The organism is Rheinheimera sp. (genome assembly GCF_036568245.1).
GTDB lineage: Bacteria > Pseudomonadota > Gammaproteobacteria > Enterobacterales > Alteromonadaceae > Alishewanella.
Genome location: NZ_DATCSY010000167.1, coordinates 1 through 19,458 on the forward strand (window position 1 = coordinate 1; position 19,458 = coordinate 19,458).

Consider the following 19,458-nt stretch of genomic DNA (forward strand, 5'->3'; position numbering starts at 1 on the left):
CCTGAATGAGCAGATGAAGGCGATACAGCGTGAACTGGGTGAGCTTGAAGACACACCGGACGAGTTTGAAGCGCTGAGCAAAAAAATTGAGCAGGCGCAGATGCCAGCTGAGGTTGCAGATAAAGCCAAAGCGGAGCTGCAAAAGCTGAAGATGATGTCTCCGATGTCGGCAGAAGCCACGGTTGTGAGAAGCTATATCGACTGGCTGGCAAATGTACCCTGGAAAAAGCGCAGCAAGGTTAAGAAAAACCTGGCAGTGGCTGAGGAAATTCTTAATGCAGACCATTACGGTCTGGAGAAAGTGAAAGAACGTATCGTCGAGTATCTGGCGGTGCAGCAGCGCGTTAATAAACTAAAAGGCCCGATTTTGTGCCTGGTGGGACCGCCTGGGGTTGGTAAAACGTCGCTTGGTCAGTCAGTCGCAAAAGCAACTGGCCGCAAATATGTGCGCATGGCTTTAGGCGGTGTACGTGATGAAGCAGAGATCCGTGGTCACCGACGGACCTATATCGGCTCAATGCCCGGCAAAATTATTCAGAAAATGGCCAAGGTGGGTGTTCGTAATCCGCTGTTTCTGCTGGATGAAATTGACAAGATGGCATCCGATTTCCGCGGTGACCCTGCGGCGGCACTGCTTGAGGTATTAGACCCTGAGCAGAATACCAGCTTCAGTGATCATTACCTGGAAGTGGATTATGACCTGTCAGACGTAATGTTCTTTGCAACGTCTAACAGCTTAAATATTCCTGCCGCGCTGCTGGACAGGATGGAAGTGATACGTCTTGCTGGTTACACCGAGGACGAGAAGCTAAACATTGCCAAACAGCATCTGATTCCGAAGCAGATTGGTCGTAATGGCTTAAAAACCAGCGAAATTGTTATTGAAGACTCCGCAATTATCGGCATTATCCGTTACTACACCCGTGAAGCGGGTGTGCGCAGTCTGGAGCGGGAAGTATCAAAGTTATGCCGGAAGGCTGTAAAACAAATTCTGCTGACGAAAGATTTAAAACAAGTTGTGGTTAATCAGCAAAATCTTGAAGATTTTCTCGGTGTGCAACGTTATGACTATGGCAAAGCTGAGGACAGCAACCGTATTGGTCAGGTAACGGGCCTGGCGTGGACAGAAGTAGGCGGCGATTTGCTGACAATAGAAGCAGCGTCCGTTATGGGTAAAGGCAAATTGACCTTTACCGGCTCGCTGGGTGATGTAATGAAGGAATCTATCCAGGCTGCTATGACGGTTGTTCGCAGCAGAGCGGCGGGCCTGCGTATCAATGAAGATTTCTACGAGAAACGTGATATTCACGTGCATGTGCCTGAAGGGGCTACGCCAAAAGATGGCCCAAGTGCCGGTATCGGTATGGTGACAGCATTGGTTTCTAGCTTAACAGGTAATCCGGTGCGGGCTGATGTCGCGATGACCGGTGAGATTACGCTTCGCGGTGAAGTGTTGCCTATAGGTGGTCTGAAAGAGAAACTGCTGGCGGCGCACCGCGGCGGTATTAAACGCGTGTTGATCCCACATGACAACGTGCGCGATTTAAAAGATATCCCGGATAATGTAAAAGGGGATATCGAAATTTGTCCGGTGAAGTGGATTGACGATGTGCTGGAACTGGCGTTACAAGAGCCTTTGGAGCGTGTTTCGGTGCTGGAAACGGCAAAAAATTCAGCAAAAAGCAAAAAAACGGAAAAAAATCCTGCATAGGGGCTTTTCATTCCCGTTGGCTGTGCTAAGTTATGGAAAGTTTCGACCAAGCCCTTGTTATACAAGGGCTGCAGTCAAAGCAAGAATTATTAGTTTTGATGCTTCTTTTGCTTGCAAGCGCCAAAGATGCTTGTTATAACGATTGGGCTCACTTAAAGAACTAATAAAGTGTAGTTGTTGAAAATAATAACAATTGAAGGGGATGATATTGTGAACAAGTCTCAACTTATCGACAAAATTGCTGCTGGTGCAGACATTTCTAAAGCGGCAGCTGGTCGTGCTTTAGATTCGTTCATTGATGCTGTTACTGAAGCTCTTAAGGAAGGCGACTCTGTAGCATTAGTTGGTTTTGGTACTTACAGCGTACGTGAGCGTGCAGCCCGTACTGGCCGTAACCCGCAAACTGGTGCAACTATCCAAATCGCTTCTGCGAAAATTCCTTCTTTCAAGCCAGGTAAAGCGTTAAAAGACGCCTGCAACTAAGCTGTAGTTTTGTCTCAATAACAAAACTCAGTTGGGTGTGCAATTAACTGCTTAGCTATTACAGACTAAGCAGTTAAGACAGGCAGCAGAATATGGTAGCCGTAGCCTCCCAAGGCTTCTCTAAAAAAAGCGCATCTGTTAAGATGCGTTTTTTTTTACGGCAACAGTACTGCTGTTTTGTTGTCTCCCGGCAACATATAGTGAATAAAGAGATCGCGCTAAGATGTTAGAAAAAATCAGAGAAGGCTCACAGGGAATTATTGCCAAGTCTATTTTAGGCTTAGTGATCCTGACGTTTGCACTGGCAGGTGTAGGTAGCTACTTAAATACCCCAGCTGACACCCATGTTGCTGAAGTTAACGGTGAAAAAATCAGCCGGGAAGACTTTGAGCAGGCATTTCAGAACGGACGTGCGCGGATGCAGCAGCAGTTCGGTGAAATGTATGCGGCCCTGGCAGCTGACAGCGGCTATATGAATAATTTCAGAAGTGAAGTTCTGGAAAGTCTGATTGACGAAGCTTTACAAAAGCAGTTGGCAGCCAGTATGGGATTGCGGGTTAGTGACGAGCAGATCCGTGATGCGATTCGTAACATGACTGAATTTCAGGTTGATGGTCAGTTTAATAATGACCGTTACATTGCATTGTTGCGTCAGGCGGGGTATCAACCGGAACAATTCCGGGAACTGATCCGTGAGCAGTTGTCGCGCAATCAGTTAATGATAGGGCTGGTTGGCAGTGAGTTTGCCACAGCTAAAGAAATGCAAGCGCTGATGAAGCTGCAGCAGCAGCAACGCGATATCAGCTATATTCGCTTTAAAGCTGCAGATTTTGCTGATTCGGTCAGTATCACGAATCAAATGCTGCAGGATTACTATACGATGAACCTGTCTCAGTTCGAAACTGAGCAAAAGCTTGCGGTTGAATACATAGAAATTTCTGCCTCGGCACTGGCTTCTGATGAGCAGGCTACGGCGGAAGAAATCGAAGCATACTATCAGGCTAATAAATCGCGCTACGTGCGGGAAGAGCGTCGTCAGGTTGCGCACATCATGCTGGAATCAGAGGAAGACAGCGCAGATGTGGAGCAGCAGGCGCAGGCTATTCTGGCTGATGTTAAGGCGGGCGCAGATTTTGCCGAGTTGGCTAAAGCGAAATCTGCCGATACTTTCTCAGCTGAAAATGGCGGTGTTCTGGATTGGCTGGCTCCAGGCGATATGGACGAGAAATTTGAGCAGGCAGCTTTTGCGTTAACACAGGTGGGTGATGTAAGCGGCGTGGTTAAAAGCGCTTATGGTTACCACATCATTAAGCTGGTTGCATTAGAACCAGAGCAAATTCAGCCATTAGCTGACGTATCTGCTGATATTGCCGAACGCATTAAGCAGGACAGAGCCAGTGCCGCATACTATGAGTTGCAGCAACGTCTGGCAGAGGTGAGTTTTGAAGTCCCAGACTCACTGGAAGACGCCGCTGAAGCAACTGGACAGAAAGTCGTATCTACGCCGCTGTTTAGCCGTAACGAAGCGACAGAGCCTTTATCAGCACCTGCGGTAATGAACAAACTGTTTGATGCAACCTTTATTCAGGATGGTCTGAACAGCGAGTTGATCGAGTTGGACAAAGAGCAGGCGATAGTGGTTCGGGTGACCGAGCATCAGCCAGCACGTACTCAAAGTCTGGATGAGGTTAAAGCTGAGGTTGAAGCCGCAGTGCGGGCGGAGCAAAGCGCTTTACTTGCTAAGCAACAAGCAGAAAAAGTATTAGCTGACGCCACCGAAACAGGTTTGGCGAAGCAAGCCGAGCAGTTAGCTGTAGAGCTTGAGCAATCAGCGGACACGCCACGCTTTGGCGGCACTTTAGATGCAGAGATCCGTGCTAAAGCTTTTGCGATGCCACGGCCACAGGATAAACCGGCGGTTGAGCTGGTAACACTGGCAAACGGTGATGCAGCATTAGTGACGGTGCTGGCAGTAAAAGATGCTGATGTAACCGTTGCACCGGCCGCAGCCCAGTTGGAGCGTCTGGCAGATCAGCAGGCTGAACTGGCGTTCAGGGCAGTGATAGCTGCGCTTAAAGCTAAAGCCGATATCAGCCGTAATTTACGTGCTGCACAAACTGAAGAAGCTCAGTAAGCGCAGATACAGCTGTTAAGAAAAAACCGTGGCATGCCACGGTTTTTTTATGCCTGTGCGCTGTTGATCAGTTTGCGGCTATAGTCGTGACTGGCATTGGCAAATACATGCGCAGTTGCACCGTAGTCCAGCATTTTTCCGTGATGCAGCACCAGAAGATCATCGGCAATATGCTTAACCAGACGCAGATGATTGGTAATAAGTAGATAAGCCAGGCCGGTTGTTTTTTGCAGTTCCAGTAGCAAGTTAACAATTTGCGCCCGCAGTGATGGGTCCAATGCCGTCAAGGCTTCATCAAGGATAAGTAATTTGGGGTCCAGGATCAGTGCTCTGGCCAGTGCAACACGCTGCAGTTGGCCACCAGAAAACATGTGGGGGTAGTATTCACTGTGCTCATCAAGCAGGCCGACTTGTTTTAACACGGTGCGAATTTTATACCGGCGTTGCTCGGTGTCCAGCTGAGTGCTAAAGCGCAGAACGTCATCCAGCATCTGACCAATCTTTTGATGTGGATTTAATGACTTGGCTGCATCCTGAAAAATAAAGCGGATAACGTGATTGTACTGGCGAAAATGACTTATCTGTACTTTAGTGCCCTCAAGCAGAATTTCTCCACGGTCAGGTTTCTCAATGCCGACCAGCATTTTCGCCAATGTACTTTTGCCAGAACCTGTTTCACCAACAATTGCCAGCGTTTTGCCGCTATCAAGACTGAAGCTGATGTCATCTAGTGCAATCACACTGCGCTGACGAAACAGCCCGGCTTGTTTGCGGTAGGTTTTATGTAACTGCTTTACCTCGAGCAGAGTACTCATATGTCTTGATTTCCTATCAGCGGAAAGTGGCAGCTGTAGTAGTGGTTCTGCAGGCGGTCTAACGCTGGTGTTTTTACGCATTCTTTGCGCGCGTTGGGGCAGCGGGGGCCTAGTCTGCAGCCAATAGGCAAATGTTGCAGCACAGGAATACTGCCAGGTAAAGCATACAGCGGCGTTTTTGGTTGCAGATCAGGCTGAAATTCGGGCACGCTTTTAATCAGTGCATGGGTGTACGGATGATAAGGCTGCTTAATAATGGCCGCGGTTTCGCCGGCCTCAACCAACTGACCACAGTAGAGCACGCTCAGGCTCTGCGTATAACGGGCAATACTTTCCAGCTCATGGCTGATCAGCAGCACTGACATACCTTTTAACTGATTGAAACTGGCCAGCAAGCGGAAAAGCTGGGCCTGAGTTGTACTTTCCAGCGTTGTCGTCGGTTCATCAGCTATCAGTAACTTTGGGTTTTTCGCAATCGCCATCGCGATCATGATTTTCTGGCAGACGCCTTCAGACAGCTGATAAGGGTAACTTTGCAGTACCGACTGATGGTCGCGGATCCCGACTTTATGCAGCAGGGCTATAGCTTTGCGCCGGCGCAGATAGCCGCGTTTCCACCAGGGGCCATCGAGCAGGTTATCCGGTATAGCTTCTTCCAGTTGCTCTAGTATCGCTGCAGTAGGATCCAGGCTACGGCTTGGCTCCTGATAAATCATAGCAATGTCGCGGCCGATGATTTTTCGTTGCTGCTCGTATGGCAGGTTAAGTAAATCCTGACCGCGCCAGTTAAACCTGTCTGCGGTAATTTGCCAGCGTTTGTTAAGTACACCAACAATAGCTTTCGCTATCAGGCTTTTGCCCGAGCCGGATTCTCCTACCAGGCCGCGGATCTCGCCTTCACGCAGACTCAGATTTACTCTGTCTACGGCCCGGATCAGTGCATCGGGGGTCTTAAGCTCAATCGTCAGATTCTTGATGTCCAGTAACAGCATCAGTTTTCCCGCCGTTTTTTGGCAGCGTTACGCAAACCATCGCCTACAAGATTAACAGATAACACGGCCATAAAGATTAATAATCCAGGTACGGCAACGCTTACCGGTGCGATATAAATCAGGTCTAACGAGTCGCCTATTATTGCGCCCCATTCTGCGCTGGGCGCCTGAGCACCTAGCCCGAGAAAGCCAAGTGCAGCTATATCCAGTGTTGCAGTCGACAGTGCCATAGTGGCCATCAATGTCAGACGCTCCCAGATATTAGGCAGAATAATCCGGCTGAATACCTGCCAGTTGTTTGCGCCATCCAGGCGATAGGCGACAACATAGTCCTGGCTTAGCTGTTCGGCTATAGCATTGCGGATCCCATGCACAAATTGAGGCAGCAGTGCCAGCATAATTGCCCAGGTAGTGTTTTGCAGCCCAGGCCCCAGTATCGCTACAATAATGATGGCCAGCAGCAGGGAAGGTATTGTCAGTGCCAAATCCAGCACATGATTGAAGATACTGGATTTTACACCTTTGCTCATGCCTGCCAGCGTACCGAGCAGCAGCCCCATAAACAGGGCGCCGAGCACGGTAATTATTGCTATGCCAAAGGTGTAGCGGGCACCTACTAACAGCCTGGAGAATAAATCCCGGCCAAGATCGTCTGTACCAAACGGGTATTGCACCAAGCCTTGTTCTGACCAGGACGGCGGCAGCAATAACAAACTATCGTTTTGTAAATAAGGGTCATGGGGGCTTATCAGTGGCGACATCAGTGCCAGCAGAAAAAAGATAACAAACAGTAACAGCCCCGCGACTGCACTGTGTTGCCTGGAAAACTCTCGCCATAATTGTCTGATGGGGGAGCGGGCAAGTTGTTCATCCGGAAGCAGACGGAATTTAGCCATATCAGCGTTTCCTTGCCAGCGGGTTAAATAGGGTGTGCAGTATTTCTGTCAGCATATTTACTGTAATGACCAGGGTAGATATTACCAGCAAGCCCGCCTGGATAGCCGGATAATTACGCTGATAAATGCTGTCAATCAGCCAGCGGCCTATGCCGGGCCAGGAAAAAATAACTTCTGTAATCATGGCCAGTGTAATCAGGGTACTAAATTGCAAGCCAATTTGCCGGATCACAGGCAGCAGAGCGTTACGGAGTGCATGCCGGTAAAGTACCTGCCCCCGGTTGAGACCTTTCGCCCGGGCGGTTTTTATATAGCTTTGCTCCCATACATCCAGCATAGCGTCGCGGGTGAACCTTATCATTACGGTAGTGGGGAAAGTCGCCAGTACTATTGTCGGCAACAGCAAATGCCGTAGCGCATTTAACAATGCTTCCTGACGATGCGCGCTACCTGACAGCAGTATATCCGGCAGCATAAAGCCGGTGATATGGTTAATTTCATATAAAACGCCAACCCGACCTGCGGTTGGCAGCCAACCCAGAGCAAGTGAGAACAACATGATAAGCAGCAGCGCCCACCAGAACACCGGAATAGAGTAACCTGCAACCGCAACGGCAGAAATCAGTTTGCTCAGCGTACCCTCTGGTTTTATAGCGGCGATAATACCGACCGGAATACCGATAAAAAACGAAATGAACAACGCATAAGATGCCAGCTCAAGCGTTGCTGGTAGCAACATCTGCATTTCCTGTAGCAGGGGCTGCTGGCTGGCAAATGACAGTGCCCAGTTACCGGAAAAAATGCGGCCAAGGTACGCCAGATATTGTGCAATGTAGCCCTGATCCATCCGGTATTCCTGTAGCAACAGGGGGAGCTGCTCGGCAGAAATATGTCGTAACCCGGTGAAATTCTGTAGCGGTTCGCCCGGAAACAGATATCCCAGGCTAAAGGCAAAAATGCTCAGTGCAATAAAGACGAACGCCAGCAAAAACATCCGGCGCAGCAGATATAAGATCATTTGACTTCCTTAACTGCGTTAGCCAGCGCGATCCCGCCATAGGGGTTTATTCTCACTCCTTTAATATCGCTGCTTATTGCCTGAAAGCGTTGGGAGTGCGCGATGCTAAGCAACGGCATTTGCTCTGCCAGATATTGCTGTGCCGCCATATAATAGCTGCGCCGCTGTTTCTGATCTGCAGTGAGTAAGGCCTGACTTATCAGGTTGTCAAAGGTTTCATCGCACCAGTTAGCACGGTTCGACCCGGTCAGAGCTGCGCTGCAGCTTAACAGTGGCCGGAAAAAGTTATCCGGGTCGGCATTGTCGGCCGACCATCCAATCAGCACAGAATCATGCTCATAGGCCCCGAGCTTACGGCGAAAACTGTTCCACTCGTAGGATACAATACTGGCCCGTACGCCAATTTGTGCCAGATCGGCTTGCATCAATTCAGCCATTTTCAAAGCATTAGGGTTGTACAGGCGCTGTACAGGCATCGCCCAGATATCCATACTAAAGCCATCAGGGTAGCCAGCTTCGGTCAATAACGCTTTTGCTTTAACCGGGTCATACTGCTGTACCACCAGGTTAGGGTTGTAGGCCCACGAGGTTGGCGGCAGTACAGAATCGGCTGCAGTGGCGTGGCCGAAATAGACAGCCTGCAAAATAGCATCACGGTTAATCGCATGCGCCAGCGCCTGGCGTACTTTTACCTGATCAAACGGTGGCTTGGCAGTATTAAATGCCCAGAAGCCAATATTCATACTGGTGCTTTCCTGCACATCAACATCGGCCCTTTTACTGATCAGGCCAAGTTCAGCCACGCGGGGAAACGCCACCACATCGCACTCATGTGTAAAGAGTTTCGCCATGCGTCTTGCGTTATTGGGCACTATGTCAAATACCAGCTGTTCTGGCTTGGCTGGCTCCCGCCAGTGATTGCGGTGGCGATAATAGCGGATCAGTACATCTTTCTGGTATTCCTTAAACCTGAAAGGGCCGGTTCCTACCGGATGGCTATCCATTCTGGAAAGCTGGCCGGATCTAACTAATTGAGCACCATATTCAGCTGATAAAATGGCAGCAAAATCGGTTGCGATATTCGATAGAAAAGAGCTGTCTGGCCGGCTCAGTTCAAAACGCACCTGATGCGATGTGTCGGCCGTAACACTGTCGACCAGATCAGCCCAGTCGACACTCTGGAAAAAAGGATAGTTTCCACCGCCCTGGCGGTGAAATGGGTGGCTGCGTTGCATAATACGGTTGAAAGTAAAAACCACATCCTCAGCCAGCAACGGCCTGGACGGGCTAAAGTATTCCGTCTGGTGAAACTGCACATCTTCACGCAGTGTGAAAAGGTAAGTTTTGCCATCTGCGCTGACCTGCCAGCTTTTAGCCAGTGCTGGCACCAGCTCGCCGGTATCTGCATCTATCTCCAGTAAGCGGTCATAAAGTTGCTGACTGATGGCATCAATGGTGGTGCCGGATGTCACCAACTGAGGGTTAAATGTTTCCGGAGACCCTTCAGAGCAATATACCAGGCCACTGCGCACGGTATCCGGCAATGGTGGCTTACAGCCGCTTAGCAAGGTGATGCTACACACGAGTAAAGACATGGTGCAGCAGTGCAAACCGGATCGTGATATTTTCCGGGGGGTTGGCTTCATACTTGTTGGCTGTCCAGTAACTGATACTTTTTCATGTAGCCACGTAACTGATGATACGTCAGATTAAGCAGTTCTGCGGTTTTTTTCTGGTTGAACTGGCTGGCTGCCAGTGCTTGTTTGATAAGGCTGACCTCAAAATCCTGCGACAACGTTTTAAAGTCCTGCGTCTGGCTAAAATCGAACTGACTGGTGCCTGTTGCCGCCGGTACAGGTAAGGCGGCTTGGGGGACTACTGCGGGTTCTGATGGAATAGAGGCCGCTTGTGGCTTCGGAGCTTTGATACGTTGCTTGGGGCGGTACGGTGATTCAAACGGATCCAGTAAAATATCATGAACCGGCACATAGGCATTATTTGTGCGGTAAACACTGCGCTCCACCACATTTTTCAGTTCACGCACATTACCCGGCCAGTGGTAATCCAGCAAAGTGCGCTTTGCTTTTTCGCTAAAGCCGCTGAATAATTCAAAGCCAAGCTCGCGGGCCATGTTTATCGCAAAGTGCTCTGCCAGAAGTAAAATGTCTTCACGCCGCTCACGCATCGGTGGCAGGGTGATAACATCAAAAGCCAACCGGTCAAGCAGGTCAGCCCGAAATTCACCGTGCTCGGCTAGCACCGGTAAATCTTCGTTGGTCGCGCAGATTAAGCGCACATCTGTTTTGATTGGCCTGCTGCCACCAACCCGTTCAAACTCGCCGTACTCTATTACCCGCAGCAGCTTTTCCTGTACCAGGCCCGGTGTATTTGCCAGCTCATCAAGGAACAAGGTGCCGCCATGGGCGCGTTCGAAGCGGCCTTCATGGCGTTTACTGGCGCCGGTGAAAGCGCCGGCTTCGTGGCCAAACAGTTCACTTTCCAGCAGGTTTTCGTTCAATGAAGCGCAGTTCAGCGTCAGGTATTGCTGGTCCCAGCGTTGTGACAAGAAATGTAAACGGGCTGCGATAAGTTCTTTACCGGTACCCCGTTCACCGATAATAAGTACCGGCTTGTCCAGCGGTGCACTTTGCGAGACCTGATCCAGCACATTAAGAAAGCTGTTAGACTGGCCCACCAGATTATCTTGTTGGAATTTTCTGCTCATGGCGTGCTATTAGTTAGTTAAATTGGCTAATTAGTAGTGTATTTCATAATGGCTGGCAGCAGAAGCTTTTCATTAAAATAAATAAAAAATAATACTATTCAATGATTTAAATTAATTTGAAAAGTTGGCAAGAAACCTGAATAGCTTAGGCTGTACTTAACCAGTCATTTAAGAGGTAAACATTATGGGTATTTTTTCACGCTTCTCAGACATAGTGAATTCAAATATCAACGCATTGTTAGATAAAGCCGAAGATCCGGAAAAAATGGTGCGCTTGATTATTCAGGAAATGGAAGACACCTTAGTAGAAGTGCGTTCTTCTTCTGCTAAAACCATCGCTGAGAAAAAAGAATTGCAACGTGTGGTCAACCGTTTACAGGAAGAAGTTACTGACTGGCAAAGCAAAGCTGAGCTGGCACTGAGCAAAGAACGGGAAGACCTGGCCAGAGCGGCACTGATAGAGCGGCAGAAGGCTGCTGAGCAGGTCGAGACTGTTATTGCCGATATCAGCAACCTTGATGAGCATATTGGTAAACTGCAGGATGAAGTCGCCCAGCTGCAGGAAAAGCTGGCTGATGCCAAAGCACGGCAGAAGTCGATGCTGATGCGTCAGAAAACTGTAGCTTCGCGCCTGGAAGTGAAGAAAACGCTGGATAGCAACCGTATCAATGACGCGATGTATAAATTTGAGCGTTACGAGCAGAAAATTGATACGCTGGAAGCTCAGGTTGAAGCCTATGATCTGGGTAAGAAAACGTTAAAAGACGAGTTTGCTGAGCTGGCTGCACAGGACAAAATTGATAATGAACTGGCAGAGCTAAAAGCTAAAGTAAATCAAAAAGATAAAGACGCCTGATAATCAGGCGTCCGGGAGTTGCAGATGGATATTCATGAAATAATTTTTGTGCCACTGATCCTGTTTATGATTTTTGTGGCGCCAATCTGGGTCATAATGCATTACCGCAGTAAGAACAAGATTGGCCAGGGGTTGTCAGATCAGGAACTGTCGCAGTTAAATGAACTGGCGCAACGGGCGGAAAAAATGGCTGACCGCATTAAAACGCTGGAAGCCATATTGGATGCCGAAAGTCCGAAATGGAGGACTCAGCATGACTAAGCAAAAACGCGAGCTGCTGCGGGATGATGCCAATGGTAAAATTGCCGGCGTATGCGCCGGTATTGCAGACTACTTCGGCTGGGAGCTTTGGCTGGTAAGGATCATTACCGTATCAGCATTTTTTCTCGGTGCTGGCGGTTTCGTGTTTGTGCTGTATGTTGCTGCCTGGGTCGTGCTGGAAAAAAAGTCCAAAGCCGCTGCTAAACAGGAAAGCAGCGCTGACTATAAACCTGCAACAGAACGTCCGGTGGAAGTTAAAACACGTGTCTGGCAGCGCGGCGAAGCACCAAAACAAGCTCTGCAGCACTTGTCTAATCAGTTTAACGGTTTAGAGCTGCGCTTACGCGATATGGAACGGCACGTGACTTCAGCGAAGTTTCAGCTGAATCGTGAATTCAACAGCCTGTAGTTTACGATATCAATTGCCTATGAGTTTACTTGGTAGAATCAAGCATCAGGGGCGCGAGCTAACCGGTCGCGCCCTTGAACGTCATTTGCGCCTTGGCGTAACAGGGCTGAGCGGCTCCGGCAAAACAGCCTTTATTACGTCTCTCGTGCATCAGCTTACCCAAGGCGATAATAGCGGCAATCTGCCATTTTTTGATGTTGTGCAGCAGCAGCGTTATCTGGGTGGACAGTTGGCAGGCCAGGTTCTGGCTGTGCCTCGTTTTCCGCTTGAGCAAAACCTGCAGTATCTGCAGCAAGAGCCACCTGTCTGGCCTCCTTCAACCACTGGCTGGAGTCAGCTTAATCTGCAGTTGCGTTATAAGGCAGGTACTGGTGTTCGCGCCCATTTGCAATCACATAGTGAGCTGACACTGGAGATCATTGATTACCCTGGTGAGTGGCTACTGGATTTGCCGATGCTAACTATGAACTATGCGCAGTGGTGCGAATTCAGCTGGCAGTTGTTCAGTAAAACTCACCGAGCAAGTGCTGCACAGTCATTCCGGCAGGTATTACAGGATGCTAATACCGATGATGGTAGTGAGCTCTATGTTCAGCAGCTTACTGATAGTTACAAACAGCTACTGGCACAATTTCATCAGACTGCCGGTGCTTATCTTAATCAGCCTGGCCGCTTGCTGATCCCCGGTGAGCTTGCGGGTGCACCTATGCTGCAGTTGTTTCCTTTGCTGCCAGAGCAGGCAAGCCAACATACTGCGCTGGCCACTAAACTGACGCAGCATTACGACAGTTACTGTAAGCATGTTATTAAGCCGTTTTATCAGCGCTATTTTTCTACGCTGGATCGCCAGGTTATTCTGGTTGATTGTTTATCAGCATTAAATGCCGGTCATGCGGCGATAACAGAGCTGCAGCAGGCTTTACAGCTCGTTCTGCAGAGTTTTCATTATGGGCCGTCCAGCCTGTTGCGGCGTTTATTTAAACCCAGGATCAGCAAAGTGTTGTTTGCTGCCAGTAAAGCAGACCATGTTACACCTGAGCAGCATAAATCGCTGACACTGTTACTTCAGCAACTGCTACAGCAGCCACTTAAGAACAGTCAGTACCAGGCCGCTACAACCGAAGCAATGGCGATTGCCGCCATCCGTGCCAGTACCAGTGGTTTTGTACAGGTAGATGGGTTGGCTCAGCCATGTCTGAGTGGCACGTCGGCAGAGCAGAAAAAACTGAACTATTTTCCTGGCGAAGTACCTGCAACAGTGCCGCCGCAGGCAGTATTTGAACGCCATACGTTTACCTTCTTACCACTACAGCCTTTGCCCTGGCACGGCACATCGGCGTTGCCGCATATACGCATGGATCATGTGCTGCAGTTTATCCTCGGAGACAAATTGCAATGACCGAATTAAAGCAAGCCCGGTATTTTGATACAACGCCTGCAGAATCTGTACCGGTGACATTACAAGGTGCCAGCCATTATGCTGATGATGACTTTATGCCGGCAGCGCCTGATAACATCAAACCTGCAGTGAAGAAAAGTTCCTGGTGGTGGCGATTGCTTACTATTACCTTATCACTGGTCGTTATTCTGGCCGGTTGGCAATGGGGTGTTACGGTAAAGCAAAGCTGGCAGCACAGTGTGTTATATGGTGGCTTGGTCACAGCCGTATCGCTGGCACTGTTATTACTGCTTGTAACCTTAATCTGGCGCGAGTTCAAGCTATGGCGGCGCCTGGCGCGTAACAGACAATGGCAACAGAGTGCAGAACGCATCCGTAACAGCGTTCAGTATGGTGAAGCCGGCAAGCTTTGCCTGGCGGTTGCTGCAAGCTTGCCGGCAGAGCCCGCGATTACAGCGGCTGTGACACAGTGGCAAGCAGCGCTTAAAGACGAGCACAGCGATGAAGAGCAGCTGCAACTTTTTGAGCGTTTTGTAATGTCGCAATTAGATGCGCGGGCACAGCAGCTTATTTATCGGGCCGCGACCGATACCAGTGTCGCAGTAGCGGTTATTCCCTTTGCTCTGGCCGATATGCTGCTGGTGCTGTGGCGTAGTAGCCGCCTGCTACGGGAGCTGGCACAACTTTATGGTGGTGCTATCGGTCAGCTACGCAGTCTTGTGCTGTTAAAGCGTTTGTTTACAGCACTGCTATGGGCGGGTGGCTCGGAGTTGGCGCTTGATATGGCGTCAGATGTTATCGGCAGTGAACTGACGGCAAAATTATCAGCCCGTGCTGGGCAAGGCGTTATTGCCGGGTTACTGGTTGCCCGTTTGGGCAACCTGGCGCAGCAGCAATTGCGGCCTTTGCCGGTAGCCCGCTCTGCAAAGGTCAGCCTGAAATCGCTGGCGCAATCGCTGTTTACCCGCTTTAAAAAAGCCGCGCCAACTAAAGCTGACAGCGCGGGCTAGTTTTTCCTGATACCGCCAGACTGCAAGATGTCTGGCGTGCTTCCATTACAGTTAAATTCTGTTATTTGTTACTGCGACTTTAACTTTCAGTAGCAGTAAAATCATGCATAACTTTAAACACGATAAAAACAAAAACGCAGAAACATTGTGTATTCACGCCGGTAAAGAAAAAAACCAGCACGGCACTCTTGCCACGCCGTTGTATCAAAGTTCAACCTTCGTATTTGATAATGCCGAACAAGGTGCTGCGCGGTTTGCCGGTGAGGCTGAGGGGTATATCTATACGCGTTTAGGTAACCCGACCACGCGCGAACTGGAGCTGAAAATTGCAGCTCTGGAAGGTATGGCTGATGCGGCCGCCACGGCGACAGGTATGGGCGCCGTGGCAGCCAGCACCATGGCCTTTTTATGCCAGGGCGATCACTTGATTGCCAGTAAAGCTATTTATGGTTGCAGTTTTGCTTTGTTCAATCATATGTTTGCCCGCTACGGTATAGAAGTCAGCTTTGTCGATATGACAGACCATATGGCTGTTGAGCAGGCCGTCAAACCCAATACCAAAATGTTGTTTGCCGAAACACCCATTAACCCGAATATGGTGGTGCTGGACCTGGCCTTTCTGAGTGATGTTTGCCGGCGGCATAAGCTGATCTCCGTTATCGATAATACATTTATGACGCCACTGCTGCAGAAGCCGGCAGAATTTGGCATTGATATTGTTGTCCACAGTGCGACCAAATATCTGAACGGACATGGCGATGTTGTAGCCGGGCTTATAGTGTCTGATAGTGACACTATTAACACGATAAAGCTGACGACATTAAAGGATATGGGAGCGACGATAAGCCCGCACGATGCCTGGCTGATTATCCGTGGTTTAAAAACTCTGGCGGTTCGTTTAGAGCGCCACTGCACTAATGCACAAAAAGTTGCCGAATTCCTCGAAGCCCACCCGGCTGTGCGCGAAGTTTATTACCCTGGGTTGCCATCTCACCCGGGGTTTAAGTTTATTGGTACGCAAATGAAAGCGGCGGGTGGTGTACTGGCATTCGAGCTTAATGCCAGCCTGGATGAAAGCCGTTATTTTATTAATCAATGCCGCTTACTCAGCCTGGCTGTTAGTTTGGGAGATGCAGAGTCGCTTATTCAGCATCCGGCTTCAATGACGCATAGCCCTTACACTGCAGAGGAGCGACAGATGGCAGGGATCAGCGATGGTCTAATCCGCGTTTCTGTTGGGCTTGAGCATGTCGATGATATTATTGCTGATCTGGCGCAGGCGCTGGACAAAATGGAAGAACTGATCAAAGTACGTTAACAAAAATGTTGTTACCAAATAAAAAAGGAATTAAGTTAGAGTTTCTGCAATTTTTTAACATTGTTGATGGCAATAAATACAGGGAGGGCTTGGGATGCTTCAATTTAATAACAGGTTTAAAAAAGGCCAATGGTATCTCATAATTCTGTTGTTTAACTGCGGCTTTGCGAAGGCTGATTTACCAGAAGTTTTTCAAGGTGATACACCAGACTCTGAGTATGTTATCAGTTACGATGACCTTGATGCTTTGCTGCGAGCGACCGTTCTGTACACCGGTCAGTCTAATCGAAAAAAAGCAGGTAAAAGTGTTGCCCGTACCGGCACTAGGTTAAAAGCTAATGTAGACCGCCTTACGGCAAACGAAGGAAACAGATTTCATTATGAAGAATTCAAAAACAATGCTGAGCTAAAGCAGATTCTTCATAAAATACGAAAAAGTTTGGAAGCTGTTCCGGCTGAAGTAAAACTTTCTGCTTTTTCTAAAAGCGAGCAACTCGCTTTCTGGTTGAACCTATATAACGTAACCGTACTGGATGAGTTAATAAGTATTTACCCTGAAAAGAGTCTGGAGTCGCTAGTTAACGGGGACTCAGGGTTGTTTGAGCGGAAAATACTGAACGTTGCGGGTATTCCACTGAGCCTTAACGATATCCAGTTCACAATTCTACTTGAAAAATATAAAGACCCGTTGGTTTTGTATGGCCTTTATCAGGGGTATATTGGCAGTCCCGGATTGAGAAAGCACGCCTATACCGGTAAAAATGTGTATCGCACTGTGACAAATAATGCGTCCGAATTCATTAACTCAAATCGTGGCACTTACGGTGAAGTTAATGCAGAAAACTTCCGTGTCTCTAGCTTTTATGAGAGAAGTAGGCCCTATTTTCCTGATTTTAATGAAGATCTGAAAAGCCATCTGTTGGAGTACCTGAGTGGCAATCAGCGTCAGGCGCTTGAAACGGCAAAGGTGATTGAAGCGGATATAAGCAATTGGCAAATTACGGACGTTTACGGTACCAGCAGAAATTATGGTGCTGGTTTAGCAGACAATACCGCGGCGTTGATTGGTGCTTTCAGTAATGGTGGAACCAGAGGTGCAGAGTTTGACGGCGTAGCTAATCTTGATGGTGCAGCGGGCCCATTACAGGATCTATCCACCAGTTATGGTCGCTTTGGCCCAGCTCAGCTGCAGCGTATGAAGGAGTTGGATGCAATTCGTTTAAACGAAAGGGGGTCAGTCTCTGTTACAGATTTAAAAGCAGAAGAAGACAATAAATAAGACTGATGTAGATATCAGCCAATATCGACATAACTGCTGTAACGTAATGCTTACAGAACTCATATCAACTTTAGGCGGCAAGCAGTTTAACTCTTGCCGCACTATCGCTTAGTATCCGCAGTAACTAATGAACTGCCAGCCATAATAATTATCCGCCCAGCGGCAGTTCTGCGGGACATCCCGTATAACAGAATAGTCAACAGGTTGTATATGAGTAAGTCGAGTAAGTATGTTTCCCGTCAGTCGGACGAGACGGGCTTTATCGCCTGGTCCGATGAAGAAAATCAGATCTGGCACGAGCTGATCAGCCGGCAACTGAGCGTGGTAGAGGGTAAAGCCTGCGATGAATATATGGCTGGCTTACAGAAACTGCAGTTACCCACAGATCGCATCCCGCAACTGGAAGAAGTCAGCAAGGTGCTACGTTCAACGACAGGTTGGGAATGTGCAGAGGTGCCGGCGCTGATCAGTTTCGATAAGTTTTTTGAACTGCTGGCCAATAAACGTTTTCCGGTGGCGACCTTTATCCGTAGCCGGGAAGAATTTGATTACCTGCAGGAACCGGATATCTTCCACGAGATATTTGGCCATTGCGCCATGTTGACTAATCCGGCATTTGCCGAGTTTACCCATATTTATGGCAAGCTTGGACTGGCTGCATCTAAGCAGGACAGGGTGTATCTGGCTCGGCTGTATTGGTTTACCATCGAGTTTGGTTTGCTTAACACTGAGAAGGGCCTGCGTATTTATGGTGGTGGAATTTTGTCATCGCCAGGTGAAACAACTTACGCACTGGGTTCTGATATTCCCGAACGTAAACCGTTTGATGCGCTGGACGTGCTGCGCACGCCTTACCGCATTGATATCATGCAGCCAATCTACTTTATGATAGAGCGTATTGATCAACTGTTTGATATTGCGCATCTGGATATGATGGCCCTGGTCGAGCAGGCGAAAGCACTGGGGCTGCATGCGCCTAAATTTCCACCGAAAGAAAAACAAGCAAGTTAGGAAAAAACATGTCTGAATTAAAAGCAATGCAATGTGAAGCCTGTCGCGCTGACGCACCTAAAGTCAGCGATGCTGAGCTGCCTGAGTTGATGCGCCAGATCCCCGACTGGGCGCCGGTCGTGCGGGATGGTATTTTACAGTTGGAACGCGCATTCAAATTTAAAAACTTCAAACTGGCCTGGGCATTCAGCAATAAGGTTGCTGAATTGGCAGAAAAAGAAGGCCATCATCCGGCAATACTGCTCGAGTGGGGCAAGTTGACAGTGACCTGGTGGTCGCATTCAATTAAAGGCTTGCACAAGAATGATTTTATTTGTGCTGCCAAAACAGACAGTTTGCTGGCTGAATAATCTGTCTTGCGCTAAGCTGCTCAGCAGCGCAGCTTAGCGCAAAACCCATGTAAAATATCTCTCTGTTCACATTTCTTTACAAAACTACTGGTTTCTTGTCTACCGAATGCCTTATTATGCTGTTTATCACCTAGTCTCAGGGCGCGTTGCGATATGCGGTTAGAAATTCAATGCCAGAACCGGCTTGGCCTGGCGCAAGAAGTATTAAATGTATTGGTAAGTTATCAACTGGATTTAAGAGGCATTGAAGTCGATCCCGGGCTTAGCCGCATGTATGTGTCATTTCCGACTGTAAATTTTGAGAAATTTCAGGAGCTAATGGCAAAGATGCGTCGTATTACCGGCGTTGAAGATGTGAAAACCACTGCTTTTATGCCGTCTGAGCGTGAACACAATGAGTTATCGACCTTGTTACGTACGCTGCCGGACGGGCTTATCGCTATTGATATTAAAGCTAATGTGACTGTTATAAATGACGCAGCACTCGAAGCTCTGGCCGTTTCCCGTGATGCGGTTGCCGGGCAGTCACTGCAGGGTATGGTCAAGGGCTTTAACTTTCTGCGCTGGCTGGAAAGTGATGACGTGCTGGCACAAACGCGCCGGCTTGAAATACATGGCAAACGCTTTGTGGCTGATGTGCTGCCGGTTATGGTACCGGATGAAACCGGCCACGAAATACTCGCTGGCGCTGTGATCAATCTGAAATCTGAAAGCCGGCTGGGCCAGCACATAGTGGCGTTTAAAAAGGGCGATCAGGAAAGCTTTAACACGCTGCAGGCGCACAGCAACCT

Annotated in this window: 19 protein-coding genes; 13 read left to right on the forward strand and 6 right to left on the reverse strand. The window is 48.8% G+C overall.

Annotation, left to right across the window (positions count from 1 at the left end):
* From lon to VIN66_RS07190, 3 genes are all read left to right on the forward strand, one after another.
* Window positions 1–1,711, forward strand: a 1,711-nt coding sequence (gene lon / locus VIN66_RS07180; protein ID WP_331923341.1) for an endopeptidase La, incomplete at its 5' end; no start/stop codon positions are given.
* A gap of 210 nt (window positions 1,712–1,921) precedes the next feature.
* A complete protein-coding gene (gene hupB, locus VIN66_RS07185) occupies window positions 1,922–2,194 on the forward strand; it encodes a nucleoid-associated protein HU-beta (protein WP_008220336.1) in 273 nt (90 codons plus the stop codon).
* Between the two features lie 223 nt (window positions 2,195–2,417).
* A complete protein-coding gene (locus VIN66_RS07190) occupies window positions 2,418–4,328 on the forward strand; it encodes a SurA N-terminal domain-containing protein (RefSeq protein ID WP_331923342.1) in 1,911 nt (636 codons plus the stop codon).
* Between the two features lie 47 nt (window positions 4,329–4,375).
* On the opposite strand, the gene VIN66_RS07195 is transcribed toward VIN66_RS07190, so the two are convergent.
* From VIN66_RS07195 to pspF, 6 genes are read right to left on the reverse strand one after another with little or no spacing between them, the layout of a single operon-like run.
* Window positions 4,376–5,143, reverse strand: a complete 768-nt coding sequence (locus VIN66_RS07195; protein ID WP_331923343.1) for an ATP-binding cassette domain-containing protein — start codon at window positions 5,141–5,143, stop codon at window positions 4,376–4,378.
* Window positions 5,140–6,135: an oligopeptide/dipeptide ABC transporter ATP-binding protein gene (locus VIN66_RS07200; RefSeq protein ID WP_331923344.1), complete on the reverse strand. Its 996-nt coding sequence runs from the start codon at window positions 6,133–6,135 to the stop codon at window positions 5,140–5,142. Before VIN66_RS07200 ends, VIN66_RS07195 begins: the two co-directional genes overlap by 4 nt.
* Window positions 6,135–7,031 carry an ABC transporter permease subunit gene (locus VIN66_RS07205; RefSeq protein ID WP_331923345.1) on the reverse strand — a complete coding sequence of 299 codons (897 nt, stop codon included), beginning with the start codon at window positions 7,029–7,031 and terminating at the stop codon, window positions 6,135–6,137. Before VIN66_RS07205 ends, VIN66_RS07200 begins: the two co-directional genes overlap by 1 nt.
* Before the next feature lies 1 nt (window position 7,032).
* Entirely contained in the window at window positions 7,033–8,049 is a 1,017-nt protein-coding gene (locus VIN66_RS07210; protein ID WP_331923346.1) for an ABC transporter permease subunit, read from the reverse strand.
* Window positions 8,046–9,644 (reverse strand): ABC transporter substrate-binding protein, encoded by a 1,599-nt coding sequence (locus tag VIN66_RS07215; RefSeq protein WP_331923347.1) that lies wholly within the window; start codon window positions 9,642–9,644, stop codon window positions 8,046–8,048. Before VIN66_RS07215 ends, VIN66_RS07210 begins: the two co-directional genes overlap by 4 nt.
* Window positions 9,645–9,691: 47 nt before the next feature.
* Window positions 9,692–10,774 (reverse strand): phage shock protein operon transcriptional activator, encoded by a 1,083-nt coding sequence (gene pspF, locus VIN66_RS07220; RefSeq protein ID WP_331923348.1) that lies wholly within the window; start codon window positions 10,772–10,774, stop codon window positions 9,692–9,694.
* Window positions 10,775–10,958: 184 nt separating this feature from the next.
* Between pspF and pspA the strand changes: the two genes are divergently transcribed.
* The 10 genes from pspA to VIN66_RS07270 all read left to right on the forward strand — a co-directional run.
* Window positions 10,959–11,630 (forward strand): phage shock protein PspA, encoded by a 672-nt coding sequence (gene pspA / locus VIN66_RS07225; RefSeq protein WP_331923349.1) that lies wholly within the window; start codon window positions 10,959–10,961, stop codon window positions 11,628–11,630.
* 24 nt (window positions 11,631–11,654) lie between these two features.
* Window positions 11,655–11,891, forward strand: coding sequence for an envelope stress response membrane protein PspB (gene pspB, locus VIN66_RS07230; protein ID WP_331923350.1), 237 nt, complete (start codon window positions 11,655–11,657; stop codon window positions 11,889–11,891).
* Complete coding sequence (pspC, locus tag VIN66_RS07235) at window positions 11,884–12,300, forward strand: envelope stress response membrane protein PspC (RefSeq protein ID WP_331923351.1); 417 nt, start codon at window positions 11,884–11,886, stop codon at window positions 12,298–12,300. Before pspB ends, pspC begins: the two co-directional genes overlap by 8 nt.
* A 19-nt stretch (window positions 12,301–12,319) precedes the next feature.
* The gene (locus VIN66_RS07240) at window positions 12,320–13,699 is read left to right on the forward strand and encodes a YcjX family protein (protein ID WP_331923352.1); all 1,380 of its coding nucleotides are present in this window, start codon (window positions 12,320–12,322) and stop codon (window positions 13,697–13,699) included.
* The gene (locus VIN66_RS07245) at window positions 13,696–14,709 is read left to right on the forward strand and encodes a TIGR01620 family protein (RefSeq protein WP_331923353.1); all 1,014 of its coding nucleotides are present in this window, start codon (window positions 13,696–13,698) and stop codon (window positions 14,707–14,709) included. Before VIN66_RS07240 ends, VIN66_RS07245 begins: the two co-directional genes overlap by 4 nt.
* 103 nt (window positions 14,710–14,812) lie before the next feature.
* Window positions 14,813–16,027 carry a trans-sulfuration enzyme family protein gene (locus tag VIN66_RS07250; protein WP_331923354.1) on the forward strand — a complete coding sequence of 405 codons (1,215 nt, stop codon included), beginning with the start codon at window positions 14,813–14,815 and terminating at the stop codon, window positions 16,025–16,027.
* 94 nt (window positions 16,028–16,121) lie between these two features.
* On the forward strand, window positions 16,122–17,306 hold the full coding sequence (locus VIN66_RS07255; protein WP_331923355.1) for a DUF547 domain-containing protein: 1,185 nt from the start codon (window positions 16,122–16,124) through the stop codon (window positions 17,304–17,306).
* Between the two features lie 210 nt (window positions 17,307–17,516).
* Window positions 17,517–18,317, forward strand: a complete 801-nt coding sequence (gene phhA / locus VIN66_RS07260; RefSeq protein ID WP_331923356.1) for a phenylalanine 4-monooxygenase — start codon at window positions 17,517–17,519, stop codon at window positions 18,315–18,317.
* An 8-nt stretch (window positions 18,318–18,325) separates the two neighbouring features.
* Complete coding sequence (locus VIN66_RS07265) at window positions 18,326–18,667, forward strand: 4a-hydroxytetrahydrobiopterin dehydratase (RefSeq protein ID WP_331923357.1); 342 nt, start codon at window positions 18,326–18,328, stop codon at window positions 18,665–18,667.
* A gap of 153 nt (window positions 18,668–18,820) precedes the next feature.
* The coding region (locus VIN66_RS07270; RefSeq protein WP_331923358.1) for a PAS domain-containing protein at window positions 18,821–19,458 on the forward strand (638 nt) is incomplete at its 3' end.

Excerpts from the sequence above, each read along its gene's own strand:
- VIN66_RS07190 (WP_331923342.1), top strand. The coding sequence starts at position 2,418 with ATGTTAGAAAAAATCAGAGAAGGCTCACAGGGAATTATTGCCAAGTCT.
- VIN66_RS07195 (WP_331923343.1), bottom strand. The coding sequence starts at position 5,143 with ATGAGTACTCTGCTCGAGGTAAAGCAGTTACATAAAACCTACCGCAAA.
- VIN66_RS07200 (WP_331923344.1), bottom strand. The coding sequence starts at position 6,135 with ATGCTGTTACTGGACATCAAGAATCTGACGATTGAGCTTAAGACCCCC.
- VIN66_RS07205 (WP_331923345.1), bottom strand. The coding sequence starts at position 7,031 with ATGGCTAAATTCCGTCTGCTTCCGGATGAACAACTTGCCCGCTCCCCC.
- VIN66_RS07210 (WP_331923346.1), bottom strand. The coding sequence starts at position 8,049 with ATGATCTTATATCTGCTGCGCCGGATGTTTTTGCTGGCGTTCGTCTTT.
- VIN66_RS07215 (WP_331923347.1), bottom strand. The coding sequence starts at position 9,644 with ATGTCTTTACTCGTGTGTAGCATCACCTTGCTAAGCGGCTGTAAGCCA.
- pspF (WP_331923348.1), bottom strand. The coding sequence starts at position 10,774 with ATGAGCAGAAAATTCCAACAAGATAATCTGGTGGGCCAGTCTAACAGC.
- pspA (WP_331923349.1), top strand. The coding sequence starts at position 10,959 with ATGGGTATTTTTTCACGCTTCTCAGACATAGTGAATTCAAATATCAAC.
- pspB (WP_331923350.1), top strand. The coding sequence starts at position 11,655 with ATGGATATTCATGAAATAATTTTTGTGCCACTGATCCTGTTTATGATT.
- pspC (WP_331923351.1), top strand. The coding sequence starts at position 11,884 with ATGACTAAGCAAAAACGCGAGCTGCTGCGGGATGATGCCAATGGTAAA.
- VIN66_RS07240 (WP_331923352.1), top strand. The coding sequence starts at position 12,320 with ATGAGTTTACTTGGTAGAATCAAGCATCAGGGGCGCGAGCTAACCGGT.
- VIN66_RS07245 (WP_331923353.1), top strand. The coding sequence starts at position 13,696 with ATGACCGAATTAAAGCAAGCCCGGTATTTTGATACAACGCCTGCAGAA.
- VIN66_RS07250 (WP_331923354.1), top strand. The coding sequence starts at position 14,813 with ATGCATAACTTTAAACACGATAAAAACAAAAACGCAGAAACATTGTGT.
- VIN66_RS07255 (WP_331923355.1), top strand. The coding sequence starts at position 16,122 with ATGCTTCAATTTAATAACAGGTTTAAAAAAGGCCAATGGTATCTCATA.
- phhA (WP_331923356.1), top strand. The coding sequence starts at position 17,517 with ATGAGTAAGTCGAGTAAGTATGTTTCCCGTCAGTCGGACGAGACGGGC.
- VIN66_RS07265 (WP_331923357.1), top strand. The coding sequence starts at position 18,326 with ATGTCTGAATTAAAAGCAATGCAATGTGAAGCCTGTCGCGCTGACGCA.